Genomic DNA, 17,925 nt, shown 5'->3' on the forward strand with positions numbered 1-17,925 from the left:
CCGCCGCGTCAGCGATCCGGGATCGGCACCGGCTCGACGCCGAGCGGCGCGAGCCGGGAGGCGCCGCCGTCGAGCGCGGTCAGCACCCAGATGCCGCCGGAGTGGACCGCGACGGAGTGCTCCCACTGGCATGCGTCGGAGCCGTCGGCGCTGCGCACCGTCCAGCCGTCGGCGTCGACGGTCGTCGCGGTGCCCTTCGCGTGGATGATCGGCTCGATCGCGACGCACAGCCCCGGCTTGACCGCCGGCCCCTTGACGCGCGTGCTGTAGTTGAAGACCGGCGGCTCCTCGTGCATCGCGCGGCCGATGCCGTGGCCGATGTAGTCCTCGCTGATGCCGTAGTCGCTGTGCGCCTCGATGTGCTCCTCGATCGCCGCGCCGACCTCGCCGAGCTGCTTCGCGCCGGCGAGCGCGGCGATCCCGGCCCACAGCGCGTCGTGCGTGACGTCGCTCAGCCGCTGCCGCGCATCCGTCAGCGCGGGGTCGCCGCCCGGCACGACGACCGAGATCGCGGCGTCGCCGTGGAAGCCGCCGATCGTCGCACCGCAGTCGACGGTGACGATGTCGCCCGGCTGCAGCGGCGTGCCGTTCGGGATGCCGTGCACGACCACGTCGTTCACGTTGGTGCACAGCGTGTGCTCGTAGCCGGGCTCGAGCTGGAAGTTCGGCACGGCGCCGTGCTCGCGGATGACGCGCTCGGCGATCGCGTCGAGCTCGAGCGTCGTGACCCCCGGCGCGATGGCGCGCTCGACCGCCTCGAGCGCGAGGGCGGTGATGCGACCGGGCTCCCGCATGCCGGCGAGCTCGCGGCGCGACTTGTAGGGGCCGCGGCCGCGCATCAGGCCTCGATGCCGCGAGCCGCGAGGCCCGCGAGGATGCGCTCGGTCACCTCGTCGACCGCGCCGATGCCGTCGACCTCGACGACGAGGCCGCGCTCCTCGAAGATCGCGATGAGCGGCGCGGTCTCGCGCTCGTAGACGTCGAGGCGGTGGCGGATGACCTCTTCGGTGTCGTCGCTGCGGCCCTGCTCGAGCGCGCGGGCCGAGAGTCGGCGGACGACCTCGTCGGTGTCGGCGATGAGCCGCACGACCGCGTCGAGCTGCTCGCCGCGGCGCAGGTTCACGCCGTCGAGGTACTCGACCTGGCCCGCGGTGCGCGGGTAGCCGTCGAGGAGGTAGCCGCGCTCGGCGTCGGGCTGCGCGAGCCGGTCGTCGACGAGCTCGTTCGTGAGCTCGTCGGGCACGTACTCCCCCGCGTCGAGGATGGCCGTGACCCGCTTGCCGAGCTCGGTCTGCTCCTTGATGTTCTGGCGGAAGATGTCCCCGGTCGAGACCGCTGGCACGCGCAGTGCCGCGGCCAGCCGAGCTGCCTGGGTACCCTTGCCCGCTCCGGGCGGGCCGACGATGAGGAGGTTCGCCATTTAGCGGATGAGCCCTTCGTAGTGGCGCTGCTGCAGCTGCGCGTCGATCTGGCGGACCGTCTCGAGGCCGACGCCGACGATGATGAGGATCGAAGCCCCGCCGAACGGGAAGTTCTGGTTCGCGCCGACCGTGGCGAGCGCGATGAGCGGGATGAGGGCGATGAGCCCCAGGTAGAGCGATCCCGGGAACGTGATGCGCGTGAGCACGTAGTCGAGGTACTCGGCCGTCGGGCGGCCCGCGCGGATGCCGGGGATGAAGCCGCCGTACTTCTTCATGTTGTCGGCGACGTCCTCGGGGTTGAAGGTGATCGCGACGTAGAAGTACGTGAAGCCGACGATGAGCAGGAAGAACACCAGCATGTAGAGCGGGTGGTCGCCCGTCGTGAAGTTCGCCTGCACCCACAGCACCCAGTCAGCGGGGGCGGTGCCGTCCGCCGGCATGTTGAACTGCGCGACGAGCGCCGGCAGGTAGAGCAGCGACGAGGCGAAGATGACGGGCACGACGCCGGCCATGTTGACCTTGATGGGGATGTACGTCGACTGCCCGCCGTACATGCGCCGGCCGACCATGCGCTTGGCGTACTGCACGGGGATGCGTCGCTGCGACTGCTCGACGAAGACGACGAGGCCCATGATGAGCACGCCGACGAGCAGCACCATGATGAAGGTGTTGACGCCCTGCGTCTCGAAGATGATGCCGAGGGCGCCGGGGAAGGTCGCCGCGATCGACGTGAAGATGAGCAGCGACATGCCGTTGCCGATGCCGCGCTCGGTGATGAGCTCGCCGAGCCACATGATGAGGCCCGTGCCCGCGGTCATGGTGATGATCATGAGCGCGATCGACCACCACGAGTCGTTCGTCAGCAGGTTCTGGCACTGCGGGAGCGAGGGGCCGCCGGTCGCCGAGAAGAGGGCGCCGGAGCGCGCGACGGTGATGAGCGTCGTCGACTGCAGCACGCCGAGCGCGATCGTGAGGTAGCGCGTGTACTGCGTGAGCTTCGCCTGGCCCTGCTGGCCCTCCTTGTAGAGGGTCTCGAAGTGCGGGATCACCACGCGCAGCAGCTGCACGATGATCGCGGCGGTGATGTAGGGCATGATGCCGAGCGCGAAGATGCTCAGCTGGAGCAGCGCGCCACCCGAGAACAGGTTGACGAGCTGGTAGAGCCCGGTGGCCTGGGAGTTGGCCGCGATGCACTGCTGCACGTTGCTGTAGTCGACGAACGGCGCGGGGATGAACGACCCGAGCCGGAAGATCGCGACGATCGCGAGCGTGAAGAGGATCTTCCGACGCAGGTCGCGCGTCTTGAAGATGCGTGCGATGGCACTGAACACGTGCAGCCTTCCGGGAATGGCAATCGGGGCGGCCCGCGAACGGACCGCCCCTCAGCCTACTTACTTGACGGAGCCGCCTGCGGCCACGATCTTCTGCTCGGCCGCCGACGACACCTTGTCGACGTCGATCGTGAGCGCGACCGTGAGCTCGCCGCCGGCGAGCACCTTCACGAGCTCGTTCTTGCGGACCGCGCCCTTGGCCACCAGGTCGGCGACCGTGACGTCGCCGCCGTTCGGGTAGAGCGACTGCAGCTGCCCGACGTTGACGACCTGGTACTCGGTGCGGAACGGGTTCTTGAACCCGCGCAGCTTCGGGGCGCGCATGACGCTGTTGAGCTGGCCGCCCTCGAAGCCGGCGCGCACGGAGTTGCGGGCCTTCGTGCCCTTGGTGCCGCGACCGGCCGTCTTGCCCTTCGATGCCTCACCGCGGCCGACGCGCGTGCGGGCGGTCTTCGCGCCCGGCGCGGGCCGGAGGTGGTGCACCTTGAGCGACGGCAGCTCGGTCGACTCGTTCTTGTCAGTCATTCTGGATCTCCTCGACCTTGACGAGGTGCCGAACCGTGTTGACGTAACCGCGGTTCTGCTCGTTGTCCTCGCGCTCGACCGACTGGCCGATGCGCTTGAGGCCCAGCGAGCGGAGCGTCTCGCGCTGGTACTGCTTCTCGCTGATCACGGACTTGATCTGCGTGATCTTCAGCTTGCTCACTTCGATGCCGCCTTCGCGATCTCGGCCTCGTGCTTCGTGAACTCGGCCTGGATGCGCGCGAGCTGCTTGGGCAGCACGCGGTCGAGGTCGAGGCCACGGCGAGCGGCGACGGCGCGGGGCTCCTCGAGCATCCGCAGCGCCGCCACGGTGGCGTGCACGATGTTGATGGAGTTCGACGAGCCGAGCGACTTGCTCAGCACGTCGTGGATGCCGGCGCACTCGAGCACGGCGCGCACGGGGCCACCCGCGATGACACCGGTACCGGCGGCTGCGGGGCGCAGCAGCACGACGCCGGCAGCGGCCTCGCCCTGCACGGGGTGCGGGATCGAGCGGCCGATGCGCGGGACGCGGAAGAAGTTCTTCTTCGCCTCCTCGACGCCCTTCGAGATCGCCGTCGGGACCTCGCGGGCCTTGCCGTAGCCGACGCCCACGAGGCCGTCGCCGTCGCCCACGACGACGAGCGCCGTGAAGCTGAAGCGGCGGCCGCCCTTGACGACCTTCGAGACGCGGTTGATCGTGACGACGCGCTCGAGGAACTGGTTCTCCGTGCGGTCGTCGCGGCGGCCGCGCTCGTTGCGGGTGCCGCGGTCGCGGCTCCCCCGGCGCTGCTCGCGCGGCTCGTCGCGGTGGTCGGCCGTCGTCGCGGCCTCAGCAGCAGGCTGCTGCGTGGTGTCCGTCACCTGCGTGTCCTTGTTCTCTTCGCTCACAGTCCCAGCCCTGCCTCTCGTGCGCCGTCGGCGATCGCCGCGACACGGCCGGCGTAGCGGTTGCCGCCGCGGTCGAAGACGACCGACTCGATGCCGGCAGCCTTGGCGCGCTCGGCGACGAGCTCGCCCACGCGCTTGGCCTTCGCGGTCTTGTCGCCGTCGAAGGCGCGGAGGTCGGCCTCCATCGTCGACGCGGATGCGACCGTGACGCCCTGCGAGTCGTCGACGACCTGCACGAACACGTGGCGTGCCGAGCGGGTGACGACCAGGCGCGGCACCAGCGGGGTGCCGACGATCTTCTTGCGGAGGCGTGCGTGACGACGACCGCGGGCAGCCGACTTGCTCTTGCCTCGGGTACCGATGCCCATCACTTACCAGCCTTTCCAGCCTTGCGGCGGATCTGCTCGCCCGCGTACCGCACGCCCTTGCCCTTGTAGGGCTCCGGCTTGCGCAGCTTGCGGAGGTTCGCAGCCACCTCGCCGACGGCCTGCTTCGAGATGCCGCTGACGGTGACCTTGTTGTTGCCCTCGACCGTGAGCGTGATGCCGGCGGGCGGCTCGACGCTGATCGGGTGCGAGTAGCCGAGCGCGAACTCGACCCCGGTGCCCTTGGCCTGCACGCGGTAGCCCGTGCCGACGACCTCGAGAGCCTTCGAGTAGCCTTCGGTGACGCCGACGATGTCGTTCGCGATGAGGGTGCGGGTGAGGCCGTGCAGCGAGCGCGACTCGCGCTCGTCGTCGGGGCGGGTGACCTGCACCTGGCCGTCGACGACCTCGACCTCGATGGGCTGCGCGACCTGCAGCTGCAGCTCGCCCTTCGGGCCCTTGACGGTGACGACGCCGTCGTTCACCGTGACCTCGACACCCGCGGGGATGTCGATGGGGAGACGTCCGATTCGTGACATGTCAGCTCACCACACGTAGGCGAGGACTTCCCCGCCGACGCCCTTCTGCTCGGCCTCACGGTCCGTGAGGAGGCCCGAGCTCGTGGACAGGATGGCGACGCCGAGGCCGCCGTGCACCTGGGGGATCTCGGTCGAGCGCGCGTAGACGCGCAGGCCCGGCTTCGAGACCCGCTTGATGCCCGAGATCGCGCGCTCGCGGTTGGGGCCGTACTTCAGGCCGAGCGTGAGGGTCTTGCCGACGCGCGCGTCCTCGACCTTCCAGCTCGTGATGTAGCCCTCGCGCTCGAGGATCTCGGCGATGTTCGCCTTGAGGGTCGACGACGGCAGCGTGACCTCGTCGTGCATCGCCGTGTTGGCGTTGCGCAGACGCGTCAGCATGTCGGCGACCGGATCGGTCATCGTCATGGGTGTTCTCCGTTCTGGTTTCGCTGCCCGTTCCGCGGACAGCGACCTTGAATCTGCTCGGCGCCGGCGGCGCCGATGGGGTCAGGACTGGAAGGGGAAGCCGAGCGCCTTGAGCAGCGCGCGACCCTCGTCGTCGTTCTTCGCCGTCGTGACGACGGTGATGTCGAAGCCGCGGACGCGGTCGATCTTGTCCTGGTCGATCTCGTGGAACACCGACTGCTCCTGGAGGCCGAACGTGTAGTTGCCGTTGCCGTCGAACTGCTTCGGGCTCAGGCCGCGGAAGTCGCGGATGCGCGGGAGGGCGAGCGTCAGCAGGCGGTCGAGGAACTCCCACATGCGGTCGCCGCGCAGCGTGACGTGCGCGCCGATCGGCATGCCCTCACGCAGCTTGAACTGCGCGATCGACTTGCGGGCGCTCGTGACCATCGGCTTCTGGCCGGTGATCTGCGTGAGGTCGCGGATCGCGCCCTCGATCACCTTCGAGTCGCGCGCGGCCTCGCCGACGCCGGTGTTCACGACGATCTTCGTGAGGCCCGGCACCTGCATGACGTTGGCGTACCCGAACTCCTCGCGGAGCGACGGGATGATCGTCTCGCGGTACTGCTGCTTGAGCCGCGGGAGGCGCACAGCGGTGTCAGTCATTGCTCTTGATCTCCTTGCCCGACTTCGTCGCGACGCGGACCTTCGTCGTGGTCGTGACGCCGTTCTTCTCGACGCTCTTGACCTCGCGGCGCACGCGGGTGGGCTTCTTGGTCTCGGGGTCGACGAGCGCGACGTTCGACACGTGGATCGGGGCCTCGTGGGTCTCGATGCCGCCCGTGCGGGTGCCGCGGTTGGTCTGCCCGACCTTGATGTGCTTGGTGACGAGGTTGACGCCCTCGACGATCACGCGGTTCTGCTCGGGCAGGACCTCGATCACGCGACCGGTCTTCCCCCGGTCGCCGCCGCGCGACTCGCGCGCGCCGGCGATGACGACGACGAGGTCGCCCTTCTTGATGCTGGCCATGGGTCAGATCACCTCCGGTGCGAGCGACACGATCTTCATGAAGCGCTTGTCGCGGAGCTCGCGACCGACGGGTCCGAAGATGCGGGTGCCGCGGGGGTCGCCGTCGTTCTTGAGGATGACCGCTGCGTTCTCGTCGAACTTGATGTACGAGCCGTCGGCGCGGCGCGTCGACTTCACGGTGCGGACGACGACGGCCTTGACCACGTCGCCCTTCTTGACGTTGCCGCCGGGGATGGCGTCCTTGACCGTGGCCACGATGGTGTCACCGAGGCCGGCGTAGCGACGGCCGGAGCCGCCGAGCACGCGGATGGTCAGGAGCTCCTTGGCGCCGGTGTTGTCGGCGACCTTGATGCGGGATTCCTGCTGGATCATTCTGGATCTCCTTCGAGGCCGAGGCCTACTTGGCCTTCTCGAGGATCTCGACGATGCGCCACCGCTTGGTCGCGCTCATCGGGCGGGTCTCTGCGATCAGGACGCGGTCGCCGATGCCGGCTGCGTTCTGCTCGTCGTGCGCCTTGACCTTGGACGACTTGCGGATGACCTTGCCGTACAGCGGGTGCTTCACGCGGTCCTCGACCTCGACGACGACCGTCTTCTCCATCTTGTCGGAGACGACGTAGCCGATGCGCGACTTGCGGTAACCGCGCTGGACGGTCTCGTCCTTCTGCTCGGTGCTAGCCATCAGTTGTCCTCAGCCTTCTCGTCCTTCTCAGAAGCCGGGGCCGCGTCGGCCTTCTTCGACTTCTTCTTGTCCGCCGGCTTCTCGACGGGCGCCGGGGAGGCGCTGATGCCGAGCTCGCGCTCGCGGATCACGGTGTAGAGCCGCGCGATGTCGCGCTTGACGGCGCGCAGGCGGCCGTGCGAGTCCAGCTGGCCGGTGGCCGACTGGAAGCGCAGGTTGAACAGCTCCTCCTTGGCCCGCTTCAGCTCGACGACGAGTCGCTCGTCGTCCATGGTGGCGAGCTCGGCGGGCATGAGCTCCTTGGAACCGATCGCCATTATGCGTCAGCCTCCTCGCGCTTGATGATGCGTGCCTTGAGCGGCAGCTTGTGGATGGCTCGCGTCAGCGCTTCGCGCGCGAGCTGCTCGTCGACACCGGCGACCTCGAAGAGGACGCGGCCCGGCTTGACGTTGGCGACCCACCACTCGGGCGAGCCCTTGCCGGAGCCCATGCGGGTCTCGGCGGGCTTCTTCGTGAGGGGACGGTCGGGGTAGATGTTGATCCACACCTTGCCGCCACGCTTGATGTGACGGGTCATGGCGATTCGCGCGGACTCGATCTGCCGGTTCGTGACGTACGCAGGCGTGAGCGCCTGGATGCCGAACTCGCCGAAGCTGACCTTCGTGCCACCGGTCGCCTGGCCCGAGCGCTTCGGGTGGTGCTGCTTGCGGTGCTTGACTCGACGGGGGATGAGCATGATTACGCCTCGACTCCTGCTGCGGCCGGCGCGTCGCGACGGGGGCCCCGACGCTCTCGCTGCGGCTTCTGGTTCGCCTGCTCGCGAGCGAGCTCGCGGTTGGTGAGCTCACCGTTGTAGATCCAGACCTTCACGCCGATGCGGCCGAAGGTCGTGCGGGCCTCGTAGAAGCCGTAGTCGATGTTCGACCGGAGGGTGTGCAGGGGCACGCGGCCCTCGCGGTACGACTCGCTGCGGCTCATCTCGGCGCCGCCGAGGCGGCCCGAGACCTTGATCTTCACGCCCTTGGCGCCGGCGCGCTGCGCCGACTGGAGGCCCTTGCGCATCGCGCGGCGGAACGCCACGCGAGCGCTGAGCTGCTCCGCGATGCCCTGCGCGACGAGCTGCGCCGAGGCCTCGGGGTTCTTGACCTCGAGGATGTTCAGCTGGATCTGCTTGCCGGTGAGCTTCTCGAGGTCGGCGCGGATGCGCTCGGCCTCGGCGCCGCGGCGGCCGATCACGATGCCCGGGCGGGCGGTGTGGATGTCGACGCGGACCCGGTCGCGGGTGCGCTCGATCTCGATGCGGGCGACGCCGGCGCGGTCGAGGCTCGTCTTCAGCATCTTGCGGATGCGGACGTCCTCGGCGACGTAGTCGGCGTAGCGCTGCCCCGGCTTCGTCGACTCGGCGAACCAGCGCGACACGTGGTCGGTGGTGATGCCGAGGCGGAAGCCGTACGGGTTGACCTTCTGTCCCATTACTTCTCGTCCTCCGTGGTCGGCGTCGCGAGCACGACGGTGATGTGGCTCGTCCGCTTGTTGATGCGGAACGCGCGACCCTGTGCACGCGGCTGGAACCGCTTGAGCGTGGTGCCCTCGTCGACGAACGCGCGGGCCACGTAGAGGTCCTGCTCGTCGAGGTACTCGTTCGCCTGGTCCGCCTTGACCCGGGCGTTCGCCATCGCCGAGGCGACGAGCTTGAACACCGGCTCCGAGGCGCCCTGGGGGGCGAACTTCAGGATCGCGAGGGCCTCTTCGGCCTGCTTGCCGCGGATCATGTCGACGACGCGGCGGGCCTTCTGAGGGGTCACGCGGATGTGACGAACGCGAGCGATCGACTCAACCATTGCCTTCTCCTTCTCCGTCGCCGCGTCAGCGGCGACGGCCCTTCTTGTCGTCCTTCACGTGACCGCGGAAGGTGCGGGTGGGCGCGAACTCGCCCAGCTTGTGGCCGACCATCGTCTCGGTGACGAAGACCGGGATGTGCTTGCGACCGTCGTGCACGGCGATCGTGTGGCCGAGCATGGCCGGCACGATCATCGAGCGGCGCGACCACGTCTTGATGACGTTCTTGCTGCCGGCCTCGTTCTGCCGAACCACCTTGGTGAGGAGGTGGTCGTCGACGAACGGACCCTTCTTGAGGCTGCGGGGCATCGGACTCTCCTACTAGCGCTTCTTCTTGCCGGTGGGGCGGCGACGGACGATGAGCTGGTCGCTCGGCTTGTTCGGGCGGCGCGTGCGGCCCTCGGCCTGGCCCCAGGGGCTGACGGGGTGGCGGCCACCGCTCGTCTTGCCCTCGCCACCGCCGTGCGGGTGGTCGACCGGGTTCATCGCGACACCGCGGACCGTCGGGCGGATGCCCTTCCAGCGGTTGCGGCCGGCCTTGCCCCAGTTGATGTTCGACTGCTCGGCGTTGCCGACCTCGCCGATCGTGGCGCGGCAGCGCGCGTCGACGTTGCGGATCTCGCCCGACGGCAGGCGGAGCTGCGCGTAGGGGCCGTCCTTGGCGACGAGACGCACCGAGGCGCCAGCCGAGCGCGCGAGCTTCGCGCCGCCACCGGGGCGGAGCTCGATCGCGTGCACGACGGTGCCCGTGGGGATGTTGCGCAGCGGCAGGTTGTTGCCCGGCTTGATGTCGGCGCCAGCGCCCGACTCCACGACGTCGCCCTGCGAGAGCTTGTTCGGAGCCAGGATGTAGCGCTTCGTGCCGTCCTCGAAGTGCAGCAGCGCGATGCGCGCCGTGCGGTTGGGGTCGTACTCGATGTGCGCGACGCGGGCGTTCACGCCGTCCTTGTCGTTGCGACGGAAGTCGATGACGCGGTACTGGCGCTTGTGGCCGCCACCGATGTGGCGGGTCGTGATGCGACCGGTGTTGTTGCGGCCGCCGGTCTTGGGCAGCGGGCGCAGCAGCGACTTCTCGGGCGTCGACCGGGTGATCTCAGCGAAGTCGGCGACGGAGGAGCCACGACGACCGGGGGTCGTCGGCTTGTACTTGCGGATTGCCATGCTCTTGTTCCTTCCGTCCTCAGCCGACAGCCGTGAAGATGTCGATCGAGCCGGACTTCAGCTTGACGATGGCGCGCTTGGTGTCCTTGCGCTTGCCGATGCCGAAGCGGGTGCGGCGCGCCTTGCCGACGCGGTTGAGGGTGTTCACGCGGGCGACCTTGACGCCGAAGATCTTCTCGATCGCCAGCTTGATCTCGGTCTTGGACGCGCGGGGGTCGACCTCGAAGGTGTAGCTGCCCATGTCGATGAGCGCGTAGCTCTTCTCGGACACGACGGGTCGGATGATGATGTCGCGAGGGTCCTTGTTGCCGCTCATCGGTTCTCGTCCTTGTCTGCCTCGGCGGCCGCGGCGGCGGGCGCCTCGCCCTTGGTCTTCGCCGCGACGAACGCGTCGAAGGCGGTCTTGGAGAAGACGATGTCGTCGCTCACGAGCACGTCGTACGCGTTGAGCTGGTCCCACGCGAGCACGTGCACCTCGGCGAGGTTGCGCACCGACAGGAACGCGTTCTCCTCCGAGCGGTCGAGCACGACCAGCACGTTCTTCGCGACGCCGAGCGCCTTGAGCGTCTCGACGGCGACGCGCGTCTTCGGGGCCTCGGCGGCGCCGAAGGCCTCGACGATGTGCAGGCGGCCGCCGCGAGCGCGGTCGGAGAGCGCGCCGAGCAGGGCTGCGGCGATCATCTTCTTGGGGGTGCGCTGCGCGTAGTCGCGCGGCACGGGGCCGTGGACGATGCCGCCGCCGCGGTGCTGCGGCATGCGGATCGAGCCCTGGCGCGCGCGGCCGGTGCCCTTCTGCTTGAAGGGCTTCGTGCCGGAGCCGGAGACCTCGCCGCGGCCCTTGGCCGAGTGCGTGCCCTGGCGCGCGGCGGCGAGCTGCGCGACGACGACCTGGTGGATCAGCGGAACGTTCGTCTGGACGTCGAAGATGCTCGCGGGCAGCTCGACGGAGCCGGCCTGCTGGCCCTCGGCGTTGACGATGGCGACCTGTGCGGTCATGCTCAGGCTCCCTTCACAGCGTTGCGGACGAACACGAGTCGGCCGCGAGCGCCGGGGACGGCGCCCTTGACGAGCATGAGGCCCTGCTCGACGTCGATCGAGTGGACCGTGAGGTTCAGCACCGACACGCGGGCGCCGCCCATGCGGCCGGCCATGCGCGTGCCGCGGAAGACGCGGCTCGGCGTGGCCGAGGCGCCGATGGAGCCCGGCTTGCGGTGGTTGCGGTGCGCACCGTGCGATGCGGAGACGCCGGCGAAGTTGTGGCGCTTCATCACACCGGCGAAGCCCTTGCCCTTGGAGGTGCCGACGACGTCGATCTTCTGCCCGGGGGCGAAGAGGTCGACGCTCAGCTCCTGGCCGAGCTCGTACTCGCCGGCGTTGTCCGTGCGGACCTCGGCGAGGTGGCGGCGCGGCGTGACGCCGGCAGCGGTGAAGTGACCGGCCGAGGGCTGGTTCACCTTGCGCGGGTCGATCTGGCCCGCGGCGATCTGGATCGCGGCGTAGCCGTCCTTCTCGGGCGTGCGGATCTGCGTGACCACGTTCGGCGTGATCTCGAGCACCGTGACGGGGACGAGCTTGTTCTGCTCATCCCACACCTGGGTCATCCCGAGCTTCGTGCCGAGCAGGCCCCGCGTCGTCATGATCTTCGACATGGCGTTCCTTAGAGCTTGATCTCGATGTTGACGTCAGCAGGCAGGTCGAGGCGCATGAGCGAGTCGACGGCCTTCGGCGTCGGGTCGATGATGTCGATGAGACGCTTGTGCGTGCGCTTCTCGAAGTGCTCGCGGCTGTCCTTGTACTTGTGCGGCGAACGGATCACGACGACCACGTTCTTCTCGGTCGGCAGCGGCACGGGGCCCACCACCGTCGCGCCCGCACGGGTCACGGTGTCGACGATCTTCCGCGCCGACGAGTCGATGACCTCGTGGTCGTACGACTTCAGTCGGATGCGGATCTTCTGTCCCGCCATGGCTGACTCTCTTCCTGTCGACGCAGCGTTCTACGGCTGCTCGCAACGCACCTGTCAGTGCACCGCTGTTCTTCTGTCAATGCCCCTCGCGGAGCGCGCACCGCCGCGGAGCATGGACGAGCCCTGCTCTGCATCGGCGAAGTTCTTGTTGGCTGCCCGCGGCCCAGGATCGTGATCGTCCAGTGCACTGCAGGGCAGTGAGCGGCGGAGAGCGCCGCGTTTGCAACCTGACGATTCTCGCACGGATGCGAATGTCCGTGCAACCCGGGCGTGTCGCGGCTTGGACCGCGGAACGACGCGGGGATCCGGGGCATGACGACGGGGGCGGGCCGCAGCCCGCCCCCGTCGCGCAGCGACTACTGCTGCTGTTCCTGCCGCGCCTGCTGGTCGCCCTGGCCGACGGCGCCGTCGACGTGCTCCTGCACGCGATCCGTGTGCTCGGCGAAGCGGCCGCCCGACATCGAGTCGAACGCGTCGCCCGCGCCCGCGATGCCCTTGTCGCTCGCCTGCTCGCCGTGCTCGCTGTTCATGGCGGCCTTGCCCTTGTCCACGAGGTCGTCGAGACCCATGCGCACCTCCTGTCCACTCCGCGCGCCGCCGGCGGCGGCGCTGCCCGACCACAGAAGCACGATCCGCGGCCGCGCGGCTGGGAGTGCGGTGCGACTTGCTAGCGTCGCGGGCATGCCCCCGCCGTCGACGCTCCCCCACGACCCGAGCTGGCCCCGCGCGGGGGGCTGGCCCGCGCTCGATGCGGTCGACGGCCCGCTCGACGCTGCCCTCGTCGGCATCGGCACGCACGCGACCTCGATCAGCCCGACCGCGGCGCACGGCACTCCGGGCGCCGTGCGCTCGGCGCTCCGCCGCAGCTCGCCGCACGCCGAGGGCGCAGACGTCGCGGCGCTGCGCATCGCCGACGCGGGTGACGCCCCGGATCCCGACGGCGACGAGCCGGCAGCGGCGCGCCTCGTCGCGCGTGCCGCGGCGCGCGCTCGGCTCGTGCTCGCGCTCGGCGGCGACAACGCCGCGACCGTGCCGGCGGCGCTCGGCGCGTGGGGCGAGCGCATCGGCACCGCGGGCCTCATCACGATCGATGCCCACCACGACCTGCGCGACGGCCGCAGCAACGGCTCGCCGGTGCGGCGGCTGCTCGAGGCGGGCCTCGACGGCCGGCGCGTCGTGCAGATCGGCATCCAGGACTTCGCGAACTCGGATGCGTACGCGCGCCGGGCGGCGGAGGCCGGCATCTCGGTCATCGGGCGGGACGCGTGCGAGGAGGCGCCGATGCGCGAGATCGCCGCTCGGGCGCTCGCGATCGCGGGCGCGGCCGGCGGCCCGGTGCACGTCGACGTCGACGTCGACGCGTGCGACCGGGCGGTCGCGCCCGGCTGCCCGGCCTCCCTGCCCGGGGGCCTCTCCGCGTGGCAGCTGCGGCAGCTCGTGCGGGCGCTCGCGTCGTCGCCCGCGGTGACGTCGATCGACTTCACCGAGGTCGACGCATCCGCCGACGCCCCCGACGGCCGCACGGTGCGGCTCGTCGCCGTGTGCGTGCTCGAGGCGCTCGCGGGCCTCGCCTCGCGGCCCCCGGCGAGCGCGGCCTAGAGCCCGCGCATCGTGAACGCGGCGGCGAGCGCGCCGCGGGCGGGCGGGAGCCCGAGCGCTCGCGCGAGCGCGAGGCGCGCGGCGCGACCCGCGGGCGGCACGGGCGCGCCCATGCCCATGTTCCACGCCGCGCGCCGCATGGCACGCAGGGCGGCGCGCCGCCGCGCCGCCGCGTAGGCGGCGAAGGGGTCGTCGCCCGTCGCGGCCGCGATCGCGCGATCGAGCTCGAGCGCGTCGAGCCAGCCGAGGCTCATGCCCTGCCCGCCGATCGGGCTCACCTCGTGGGCCGCGTCGCCGATGAGTGCGATCGGGCCGCGCGCGAACGTCGTCGCGAGCCGCTGCCGCGCGACGAACGCGCTCGCGGGGGCATCGGACGGCAGTCGGGGCGGCTCGGCGAGCCGCGCGGCGAGGATGGCCTGCAGGCGCTCGGCGGTCATGGCCGGCTCGGGCTCGCGCAGCCGCGCGACCCACCGGCGGTCGCCGCCGGGGAGCGGGAACGACTCGACGATGCCGTCGCGCTCGAGGTGGAGCAGGGCGATGCCGCGCGCGCCCGTGCCGTCGGGGCCGTCCGCCATCGCGTAGGGGCCCGTGCCGCGGTGCACGCGCACGCCGATGCCGGCGAGCTCGCGCACGGTGCTGCGGATGCCGTCGGCGCCGACGAGCCAGCGGGCGTCGACGCGGCCCTCCGCCGTCTCGAGCGCGACGCGGTCGGCCGCGGCGCGGACGCCGGTGGCCTCCGTGCCCTGTCGCAGCGCCCCGGGAGCGAGCGCCGCGAGCCGCTCGCGCAGCAGCGCCTCGGTGCGGTGCTGCGGCAGCGTGTGGATGAGGTCGTCGAAGCGCAGCCGCGCGAGCTGCCGGCCGGCGGCCAGCGCGATGCCGCCCCGCACCCGGTGCCCCTCGGCCCGCACGGCGGTGCCGACGCCCGCCGCGTCGAGGGCGCGGAGGCCGGGCGGGTGGATGCCGATCGCGCGCGAGCTCCGCGACGGCGACGCCCGGCGCTCGAGCACGACGACGTCGATGCCCCGCTGCGCGAGCAGGCAGCCGAGCAGCAGGCCGGCGGCGCCGCCGCCGACGATCGCGACGTCGCGGCGCTCGGTCACGGCACTCGCCGGACGAGCTCGAGCCGGTACGGGATGCCGCGGCGCACGCACCAGCCGGGCGGCGCGGCGGCGGCGAGCTCGCGCGCCGTGTGGCTGCGGCGGATGGAGGCGAGCCCGTCGGCGCGGATGAAGGTGCCGCGCAGGAGCGTCGGCTGGAACGGCGCGGTGCCCGCGGCGAACGCGGCGTAGGCGAGCGCCGAGCGCGCGATGTCGCCGTGCACCGCGACGCCGCCGGGCCGCAGGAGCGCCTCGGAGTCGGCGAGGATCGCGCCGAGCTCGGCGCCCGAGAGGTGGTGGAGCACGTGGTTCGAGAGCACGACGTCGAAGCGCTCGCCCGCGCGCGCGAGGTCGAGCGTCGTCGCCTGCCGCAGCTCGAGTCCCGGCACCGGCGAGAGCGAGCGCGCGTACGCGACCGAGCGCGCGTCGGGGTCGATCGCGACGACGCGCAGGTCGCCGTCGGCGGCGGCCCAGCGCAGCAGCCGGCGCGGGAGGTCGGCGCCGCCCGTGCCGACGTCGAGCAGCCGCACCGTCCCGCCTGCGCGGAGCCGCGGCCGCACCCACTCGCGGTAGACGGCGCGGGGCGCCGAGACGACGGCGTTGACGATGCCGAAGCGCGCGTAGGTGCGCTCGAGCGCCCGCGGGTCGCACGCGGGGTCGTCCATCTCCTCCCGCACGTCGGGGTCGCGCCGGCGCAGCTGCGGCAGCACGCCTCAGCCCTCGACGGTCAGGAGCGCCGACTCGACGGTGAGGCCCGGCCCGAAGGCCATCGCCGCGACCCGATCGCCGTCCTGCGCGGCGCCGCCCTCGAGGATGCGCTGCAGCACGAACAGCACGGTCGCGCTCGACATGTTGCCGAAGTCGCGGAGCGTGTCGCGCGCGGGCTCGAGCTGCGCCTCGGAGAGCGAGAGCGTCGACTCGACGTGGTCGAGGATGCTGCGGCCGCCGGGGTGGATCGCCCAGTGCTCGATCGGGCTGCCGACGCGGCCGCCGCGGAGCGCCTCGACGAGCGACGGCTCGGGCTCGAGCAGCGGCTCGATCGCGCCGGTCACGTGCTCGCCGATGAGCGAGGGCACCGCGTTCGAGAGCACCATCTCGAAGCCGTGGTCGCCGATGCGCCACGCCATGTCGCCCTCGCCCTCGGGCGTCGTGCGGGTCGCGAAGCCGTCGAGGCGCAGCGCGCGCTCCCCCGGCTCGAGCGGCCTCGCCGTGACGATGCCGGCGCCCGCGCCGTCGCCGAAGAGGGAGGTCGCGACGATCGTGTCGGGGTCGTTGGAGGTGCGCAGGTGCAGGGTGCACAGCTCGACGCTCACGACGAGCACGACCGCCGACGCATCCGCCTCGCACAGCTGCGCCGCGAGCCGCAGCGCGGGCATCGACGCGTAGCAGCCCATGAAGCCGAGGTGGTAGCGCTGCACGCCGGCGGGCAGGCCGAGGTCGCGCGCGAGCACGAAGTCGGGCCCGGGCGCGTAGAAGCCCGTGCACGAGACGGTGATGACGTGCGTGACGTCGCCCGCCTCGATGCCGGGCGTCGCCGCGAGCGCCGCCCGGCCGGCCTCGACGTAGAGGCGCGTCGCGTGCTCGGCGTAGCGGTCGTTGCGCAGCCGCGTGCCGGGGTCGAGGATGAGCCCGCTCGAGCGGTCGTAGAACTCGGGCTCCGCGACCTCGGGGCCGCTCGTCGAGAGCTCCTCGAGCACGGTGTAGCGGCGCTCGATGCCCGAGAGGCCGAAGGAGGTCGAGACGATGCGCTGGGCGAGGCGGCTCAGCCCCGGCTGGCCGCCGAAGACCTCCGCGACCTCGGTCTGCTGGAGCTGCGTCGGCGGCACTGCCGTCGACAGGCCGCGAAGTCGCACCGTCATGGCGCGAGACTACGGCGCGCGTCCCTGAGGAACCTAGGAGCGCGGGCGGAGGACCGCTTCGCCGCGGCGCCACACCGCGTGCACGAGGGGCACGCCCGGTCGGTAGGCGAGGTGCGTCGCCGAGGGGGCGTCGAGCACCTGCAGGTCGGCGCGGGCGCCGGGGCGGAGGCGGCCGAGCGGCGGGAGCGGCTGCCCGTGCCGGTCGAAGCGGGGCGCGTCGCGATCGAGCGCGACGGCGCCGCCGAGGGTCGCGGCGCGCACGGCCTCCTCGACCGTGAGCCCCATCTGCAGCACGGCGGTCGCGACGCAGTACGCCATCGAGGTCGTGTAGCTCGAGCCGGGGTTGCAGTTGCTCGCGATCGCGACGACGGCGCCGGCGTCGAGGAGCCGCCGCGCGGGCGCGAGCGGCATGCGCGTCGAGAGGTCGCACGCGGGCAGCACCGTCGCGACCGTGCCGCGGCCGCCGTGCCACGAGTCGGCGAGCAGCGCGACCTCGTCGTCGCCGAGGAACGCGACGTGGTCGACGCTCAGCGCGCCGAGCTCGACCGCGAGCCGCACGCCCGGGCCCGGGCCCAGCTGGTTGCCGTGCACGCGCATCGCGAGGCCGCGCTCCTTCCCCGCCTCGAGCACGCGGTGCGATTGCGCCTCGTCGAACGCGCCGCGCTCGCAGAACACGTCGACGGCGTCGACGAGCGGCGCGACGGCCTCGAGCATCTCGCCCGCGACGAGGTCGACGTAGCCGTCGGCATCCGCCCCCTCGGGCACGAGGTGCGCGCCGAGGAACGTGACCGCGTCGGCGCGGCCGCGGGCGATGCGCGCCGAGCGGGCCTCGTCGGCGATCGTGAGGCCGTAGCCGGTCTTGACCTCGATCGCGGTCGTGCCGCCGCGCAGCGCCTCGTCGGCGAGCCGGTCGAGGGTCGCCGCGAGCTCGGCGTCGCTCGCCGCGCGCGTCGCGGCGACCGTCGCTGCGATGCCCCCGGCGGCGTAGGGCTCGCCGGCCATCCGCGCCTCGAACTCCGCGGTGCGGTCGCCCGCGAAGACGAGGTGCGTGTGGCTGTCGACCCAGCCGGGCAGCACCGCGCGGCCGCCGACGTCGACGGCGTCGTCGGCCGCCGGCGCCTCGGCGGCCGGGCCGACCCACGCCACGAGCTCGCCCTCGAGCACGAGCGCCGCGTCGCGCATCCGGCCCAGCTCGTCGTCGTTCGTCGTGAGCTCGCCGATGCCGGTCACGAGGGTCGCCAT

The 17,925-nt window shown here is 71.6% G+C and carries 29 protein-coding genes; 1 reads left to right on the forward strand and 28 read right to left on the reverse strand.

The window, feature by feature from the left end; all coding sequences use genetic code 11:
- Positions 1 to 8: 8 nt before the first annotated feature.
- The 24 genes from map to JQT67_RS06100 form a co-directional block, all read right to left on the reverse strand.
- Complete coding sequence (gene map / locus JQT67_RS05985; RefSeq protein ID WP_021010875.1) at positions 9 to 839, reverse strand: type I methionyl aminopeptidase; 831 nt, start codon at positions 837 to 839, stop codon at positions 9 to 11.
- Positions 839 to 1,420, reverse strand: coding sequence for an adenylate kinase (locus tag JQT67_RS05990; RefSeq protein ID WP_021010876.1), 582 nt, complete (start codon positions 1,418 to 1,420; stop codon positions 839 to 841). Before JQT67_RS05990 ends, map begins: the two co-directional genes overlap by 1 nt.
- Positions 1,421 to 2,752: a preprotein translocase subunit SecY gene (secY, locus tag JQT67_RS05995; protein WP_208063914.1), complete on the reverse strand. Its 1,332-nt coding sequence runs from the start codon at positions 2,750 to 2,752 to the stop codon at positions 1,421 to 1,423.
- A 60-nt stretch (positions 2,753 to 2,812) separates the two neighbouring features.
- The gene (gene rplO, locus JQT67_RS06000; RefSeq protein ID WP_021010878.1) at positions 2,813 to 3,277 is read right to left on the reverse strand and encodes a 50S ribosomal protein L15; all 465 of its coding nucleotides are present in this window, start codon (positions 3,275 to 3,277) and stop codon (positions 2,813 to 2,815) included.
- Positions 3,270 to 3,458: a 50S ribosomal protein L30 gene (gene rpmD, locus JQT67_RS06005; protein WP_021010879.1), complete on the reverse strand. Its 189-nt coding sequence runs from the start codon at positions 3,456 to 3,458 to the stop codon at positions 3,270 to 3,272. Before rpmD ends, rplO begins: the two co-directional genes overlap by 8 nt.
- On the reverse strand, positions 3,455 to 4,165 hold the full coding sequence (gene rpsE, locus JQT67_RS06010; protein WP_021010880.1) for a 30S ribosomal protein S5: 711 nt from the start codon (positions 4,163 to 4,165) through the stop codon (positions 3,455 to 3,457). Before rpsE ends, rpmD begins: the two co-directional genes overlap by 4 nt.
- Positions 4,162 to 4,533, reverse strand: coding sequence for a 50S ribosomal protein L18 (gene rplR, locus JQT67_RS06015; RefSeq protein ID WP_021010881.1), 372 nt, complete (start codon positions 4,531 to 4,533; stop codon positions 4,162 to 4,164). The genes rpsE and rplR overlap by 4 nt, the downstream gene beginning before the upstream one ends.
- The gene (gene rplF / locus JQT67_RS06020) at positions 4,533 to 5,069 is read right to left on the reverse strand and encodes a 50S ribosomal protein L6 (protein ID WP_021010882.1); all 537 of its coding nucleotides are present in this window, start codon (positions 5,067 to 5,069) and stop codon (positions 4,533 to 4,535) included. The genes rplR and rplF overlap by 1 nt, the downstream gene beginning before the upstream one ends.
- 6 nt (positions 5,070 to 5,075) lie before the next feature.
- Positions 5,076 to 5,474 (reverse strand): 30S ribosomal protein S8, encoded by a 399-nt coding sequence (gene rpsH / locus JQT67_RS06025; protein ID WP_021010883.1) that lies wholly within the window; start codon positions 5,472 to 5,474, stop codon positions 5,076 to 5,078.
- An 81-nt stretch (positions 5,475 to 5,555) separates the two neighbouring features.
- Positions 5,556 to 6,116: a 50S ribosomal protein L5 gene (rplE, locus tag JQT67_RS06030; protein WP_031223885.1), complete on the reverse strand. Its 561-nt coding sequence runs from the start codon at positions 6,114 to 6,116 to the stop codon at positions 5,556 to 5,558.
- A complete protein-coding gene (rplX, locus tag JQT67_RS06035; RefSeq protein ID WP_021010885.1) occupies positions 6,109 to 6,480 on the reverse strand; it encodes a 50S ribosomal protein L24 in 372 nt (123 codons plus the stop codon). Before rplX ends, rplE begins: the two co-directional genes overlap by 8 nt.
- A 3-nt stretch (positions 6,481 to 6,483) precedes the next feature.
- Positions 6,484 to 6,852 (reverse strand): 50S ribosomal protein L14, encoded by a 369-nt coding sequence (gene rplN, locus JQT67_RS06040; RefSeq protein ID WP_021010886.1) that lies wholly within the window; start codon positions 6,850 to 6,852, stop codon positions 6,484 to 6,486.
- Positions 6,853 to 6,877: 25 nt separating this feature from the next.
- Positions 6,878 to 7,162 carry a 30S ribosomal protein S17 gene (gene rpsQ, locus JQT67_RS06045; protein ID WP_021065046.1) on the reverse strand — a complete coding sequence of 95 codons (285 nt, stop codon included), beginning with the start codon at positions 7,160 to 7,162 and terminating at the stop codon, positions 6,878 to 6,880.
- Complete coding sequence (gene rpmC / locus JQT67_RS06050; RefSeq protein WP_021065047.1) at positions 7,162 to 7,479, reverse strand: 50S ribosomal protein L29; 318 nt, start codon at positions 7,477 to 7,479, stop codon at positions 7,162 to 7,164. Before rpmC ends, rpsQ begins: the two co-directional genes overlap by 1 nt.
- Positions 7,479 to 7,898, reverse strand: coding sequence for a 50S ribosomal protein L16 (rplP, locus tag JQT67_RS06055; RefSeq protein WP_021010888.1), 420 nt, complete (start codon positions 7,896 to 7,898; stop codon positions 7,479 to 7,481). The genes rpmC and rplP overlap by 1 nt, the downstream gene beginning before the upstream one ends.
- Positions 7,899 to 7,900: 2 nt before the next feature.
- Positions 7,901 to 8,635: a 30S ribosomal protein S3 gene (gene rpsC / locus JQT67_RS06060; protein WP_021010889.1), complete on the reverse strand. Its 735-nt coding sequence runs from the start codon at positions 8,633 to 8,635 to the stop codon at positions 7,901 to 7,903.
- Positions 8,635 to 9,003: a 50S ribosomal protein L22 gene (gene rplV / locus JQT67_RS06065; protein ID WP_021010890.1), complete on the reverse strand. Its 369-nt coding sequence runs from the start codon at positions 9,001 to 9,003 to the stop codon at positions 8,635 to 8,637. The genes rpsC and rplV overlap by 1 nt, the downstream gene beginning before the upstream one ends.
- 25 nt (positions 9,004 to 9,028) lie before the next feature.
- Entirely contained in the window at positions 9,029 to 9,310 is a 282-nt protein-coding gene (rpsS, locus tag JQT67_RS06070) for a 30S ribosomal protein S19 (RefSeq protein ID WP_021010891.1), read from the reverse strand.
- Positions 9,311 to 9,322: 12 nt separating this feature from the next.
- On the reverse strand, positions 9,323 to 10,162 hold the full coding sequence (gene rplB, locus JQT67_RS06075) for a 50S ribosomal protein L2 (protein ID WP_021010892.1): 840 nt from the start codon (positions 10,160 to 10,162) through the stop codon (positions 9,323 to 9,325).
- Positions 10,163 to 10,181: 19 nt separating this feature from the next.
- Entirely contained in the window at positions 10,182 to 10,478 is a 297-nt protein-coding gene (gene rplW, locus JQT67_RS06080; protein WP_021010893.1) for a 50S ribosomal protein L23, read from the reverse strand.
- Complete coding sequence (rplD, locus tag JQT67_RS06085; protein ID WP_021010894.1) at positions 10,475 to 11,158, reverse strand: 50S ribosomal protein L4; 684 nt, start codon at positions 11,156 to 11,158, stop codon at positions 10,475 to 10,477. The genes rplW and rplD overlap by 4 nt, the downstream gene beginning before the upstream one ends.
- 2 nt (positions 11,159 to 11,160) lie before the next feature.
- Positions 11,161 to 11,811 carry a 50S ribosomal protein L3 gene (gene rplC, locus JQT67_RS06090; protein ID WP_021010895.1) on the reverse strand — a complete coding sequence of 217 codons (651 nt, stop codon included), beginning with the start codon at positions 11,809 to 11,811 and terminating at the stop codon, positions 11,161 to 11,163.
- A gap of 8 nt (positions 11,812 to 11,819) precedes the next feature.
- Positions 11,820 to 12,128 (reverse strand): 30S ribosomal protein S10, encoded by a 309-nt coding sequence (rpsJ, locus tag JQT67_RS06095; protein WP_021010896.1) that lies wholly within the window; start codon positions 12,126 to 12,128, stop codon positions 11,820 to 11,822.
- A gap of 356 nt (positions 12,129 to 12,484) precedes the next feature.
- Entirely contained in the window at positions 12,485 to 12,697 is a 213-nt protein-coding gene (locus JQT67_RS06100) for an Rv0909 family putative TA system antitoxin (RefSeq protein ID WP_021010897.1), read from the reverse strand.
- A 112-nt stretch (positions 12,698 to 12,809) separates the two neighbouring features.
- Here JQT67_RS06100 and JQT67_RS06105 point away from each other — a divergent pair, with 112 nt between their 5' ends.
- Positions 12,810 to 13,727, forward strand: a complete 918-nt coding sequence (locus tag JQT67_RS06105; RefSeq protein ID WP_021010898.1) for an arginase family protein — start codon at positions 12,810 to 12,812, stop codon at positions 13,725 to 13,727.
- On the opposite strand, the gene JQT67_RS06110 is transcribed toward JQT67_RS06105, so the two are convergent.
- Genes JQT67_RS06110 through hutI form a run of 4 tightly spaced genes read right to left on the reverse strand, consistent with a single transcriptional unit; the run spans position 13,724 to position 17,925 of the window.
- Positions 13,724 to 14,827: an NAD(P)/FAD-dependent oxidoreductase gene (locus tag JQT67_RS06110; RefSeq protein ID WP_208063915.1), complete on the reverse strand. Its 1,104-nt coding sequence runs from the start codon at positions 14,825 to 14,827 to the stop codon at positions 13,724 to 13,726. The two genes, JQT67_RS06105 and JQT67_RS06110, sit on opposite strands and share 4 nt — an antisense overlap.
- A complete protein-coding gene (locus JQT67_RS06115) occupies positions 14,824 to 15,534 on the reverse strand; it encodes a methyltransferase domain-containing protein (RefSeq protein ID WP_307864236.1) in 711 nt (236 codons plus the stop codon). The genes JQT67_RS06110 and JQT67_RS06115 overlap by 4 nt, the downstream gene beginning before the upstream one ends.
- 3 nt (positions 15,535 to 15,537) lie before the next feature.
- Positions 15,538 to 16,683: a type III polyketide synthase gene (locus tag JQT67_RS06120; protein WP_208063916.1), complete on the reverse strand. Its 1,146-nt coding sequence runs from the start codon at positions 16,681 to 16,683 to the stop codon at positions 15,538 to 15,540.
- 33 nt (positions 16,684 to 16,716) lie between these two features.
- On the reverse strand, positions 16,717 to 17,925 hold the full coding sequence (gene hutI, locus JQT67_RS06125; RefSeq protein WP_208063917.1) for an imidazolonepropionase: 1,209 nt from the start codon (positions 17,923 to 17,925) through the stop codon (positions 16,717 to 16,719).

The organism is Agrococcus sp. TF02-05, assembly GCF_017565345.1.
GTDB classification, from domain to species: Bacteria; Actinomycetota; Actinomycetes; order Actinomycetales; family Microbacteriaceae; genus Agrococcus; species Agrococcus pavilionensis.

Coding starts and splice junctions, on each gene's coding strand:
- map (WP_021010875.1), bottom strand. CDS start 839: ATGCGCGGCCGCGGCCCCTACAAGTCGCGCCGCGAGCTCGCCGGCATG.
- JQT67_RS05990 (WP_021010876.1), bottom strand. CDS start 1,420: ATGGCGAACCTCCTCATCGTCGGCCCGCCCGGAGCGGGCAAGGGTACC.
- rplO (WP_021010878.1), bottom strand. CDS start 3,277: ATGACTGACAAGAACGAGTCGACCGAGCTGCCGTCGCTCAAGGTGCAC.
- rplR (WP_021010881.1), bottom strand. CDS start 4,533: ATGGGCATCGGTACCCGAGGCAAGAGCAAGTCGGCTGCCCGCGGTCGT.
- rplF (WP_021010882.1), bottom strand. CDS start 5,069: ATGTCACGAATCGGACGTCTCCCCATCGACATCCCCGCGGGTGTCGAG.
- rpsH (WP_021010883.1), bottom strand. CDS start 5,474: ATGACGATGACCGATCCGGTCGCCGACATGCTGACGCGTCTGCGCAAC.
- rplE (WP_031223885.1), bottom strand. CDS start 6,116: ATGACTGACACCGCTGTGCGCCTCCCGCGGCTCAAGCAGCAGTACCGC.
- rplX (WP_021010885.1), bottom strand. CDS start 6,480: ATGGCCAGCATCAAGAAGGGCGACCTCGTCGTCGTCATCGCCGGCGCG.
- rplN (WP_021010886.1), bottom strand. CDS start 6,852: ATGATCCAGCAGGAATCCCGCATCAAGGTCGCCGACAACACCGGCGCC.
- rpsQ (WP_021065046.1), bottom strand. CDS start 7,162: ATGGCTAGCACCGAGCAGAAGGACGAGACCGTCCAGCGCGGTTACCGC.
- rpmC (WP_021065047.1), bottom strand. CDS start 7,479: ATGGCGATCGGTTCCAAGGAGCTCATGCCCGCCGAGCTCGCCACCATG.
- rplP (WP_021010888.1), bottom strand. CDS start 7,898: ATGCTCATCCCCCGTCGAGTCAAGCACCGCAAGCAGCACCACCCGAAG.
- rpsC (WP_021010889.1), bottom strand. CDS start 8,635: ATGGGACAGAAGGTCAACCCGTACGGCTTCCGCCTCGGCATCACCACC.
- rplV (WP_021010890.1), bottom strand. CDS start 9,003: ATGGTTGAGTCGATCGCTCGCGTTCGTCACATCCGCGTGACCCCTCAG.
- rpsS (WP_021010891.1), bottom strand. CDS start 9,310: ATGCCCCGCAGCCTCAAGAAGGGTCCGTTCGTCGACGACCACCTCCTC.
- rplB (WP_021010892.1), bottom strand. CDS start 10,162: ATGGCAATCCGCAAGTACAAGCCGACGACCCCCGGTCGTCGTGGCTCC.
- rplW (WP_021010893.1), bottom strand. CDS start 10,478: ATGAGCGGCAACAAGGACCCTCGCGACATCATCATCCGACCCGTCGTG.
- rplD (WP_021010894.1), bottom strand. CDS start 11,158: ATGACCGCACAGGTCGCCATCGTCAACGCCGAGGGCCAGCAGGCCGGC.
- rplC (WP_021010895.1), bottom strand. CDS start 11,811: ATGTCGAAGATCATGACGACGCGGGGCCTGCTCGGCACGAAGCTCGGG.
- rpsJ (WP_021010896.1), bottom strand. CDS start 12,128: ATGGCGGGACAGAAGATCCGCATCCGACTGAAGTCGTACGACCACGAG.
- JQT67_RS06100 (WP_021010897.1), bottom strand. CDS start 12,697: ATGGGTCTCGACGACCTCGTGGACAAGGGCAAGGCCGCCATGAACAGC.
- JQT67_RS06105 (WP_021010898.1), top strand. CDS start 12,810: ATGCCCCCGCCGTCGACGCTCCCCCACGACCCGAGCTGGCCCCGCGCG.
- JQT67_RS06120 (WP_208063916.1), bottom strand. CDS start 16,683: ATGACGGTGCGACTTCGCGGCCTGTCGACGGCAGTGCCGCCGACGCAG.
- hutI (WP_208063917.1), bottom strand. CDS start 17,925: ATGGCGACCCTCGTGACCGGCATCGGCGAGCTCACGACGAACGACGAC.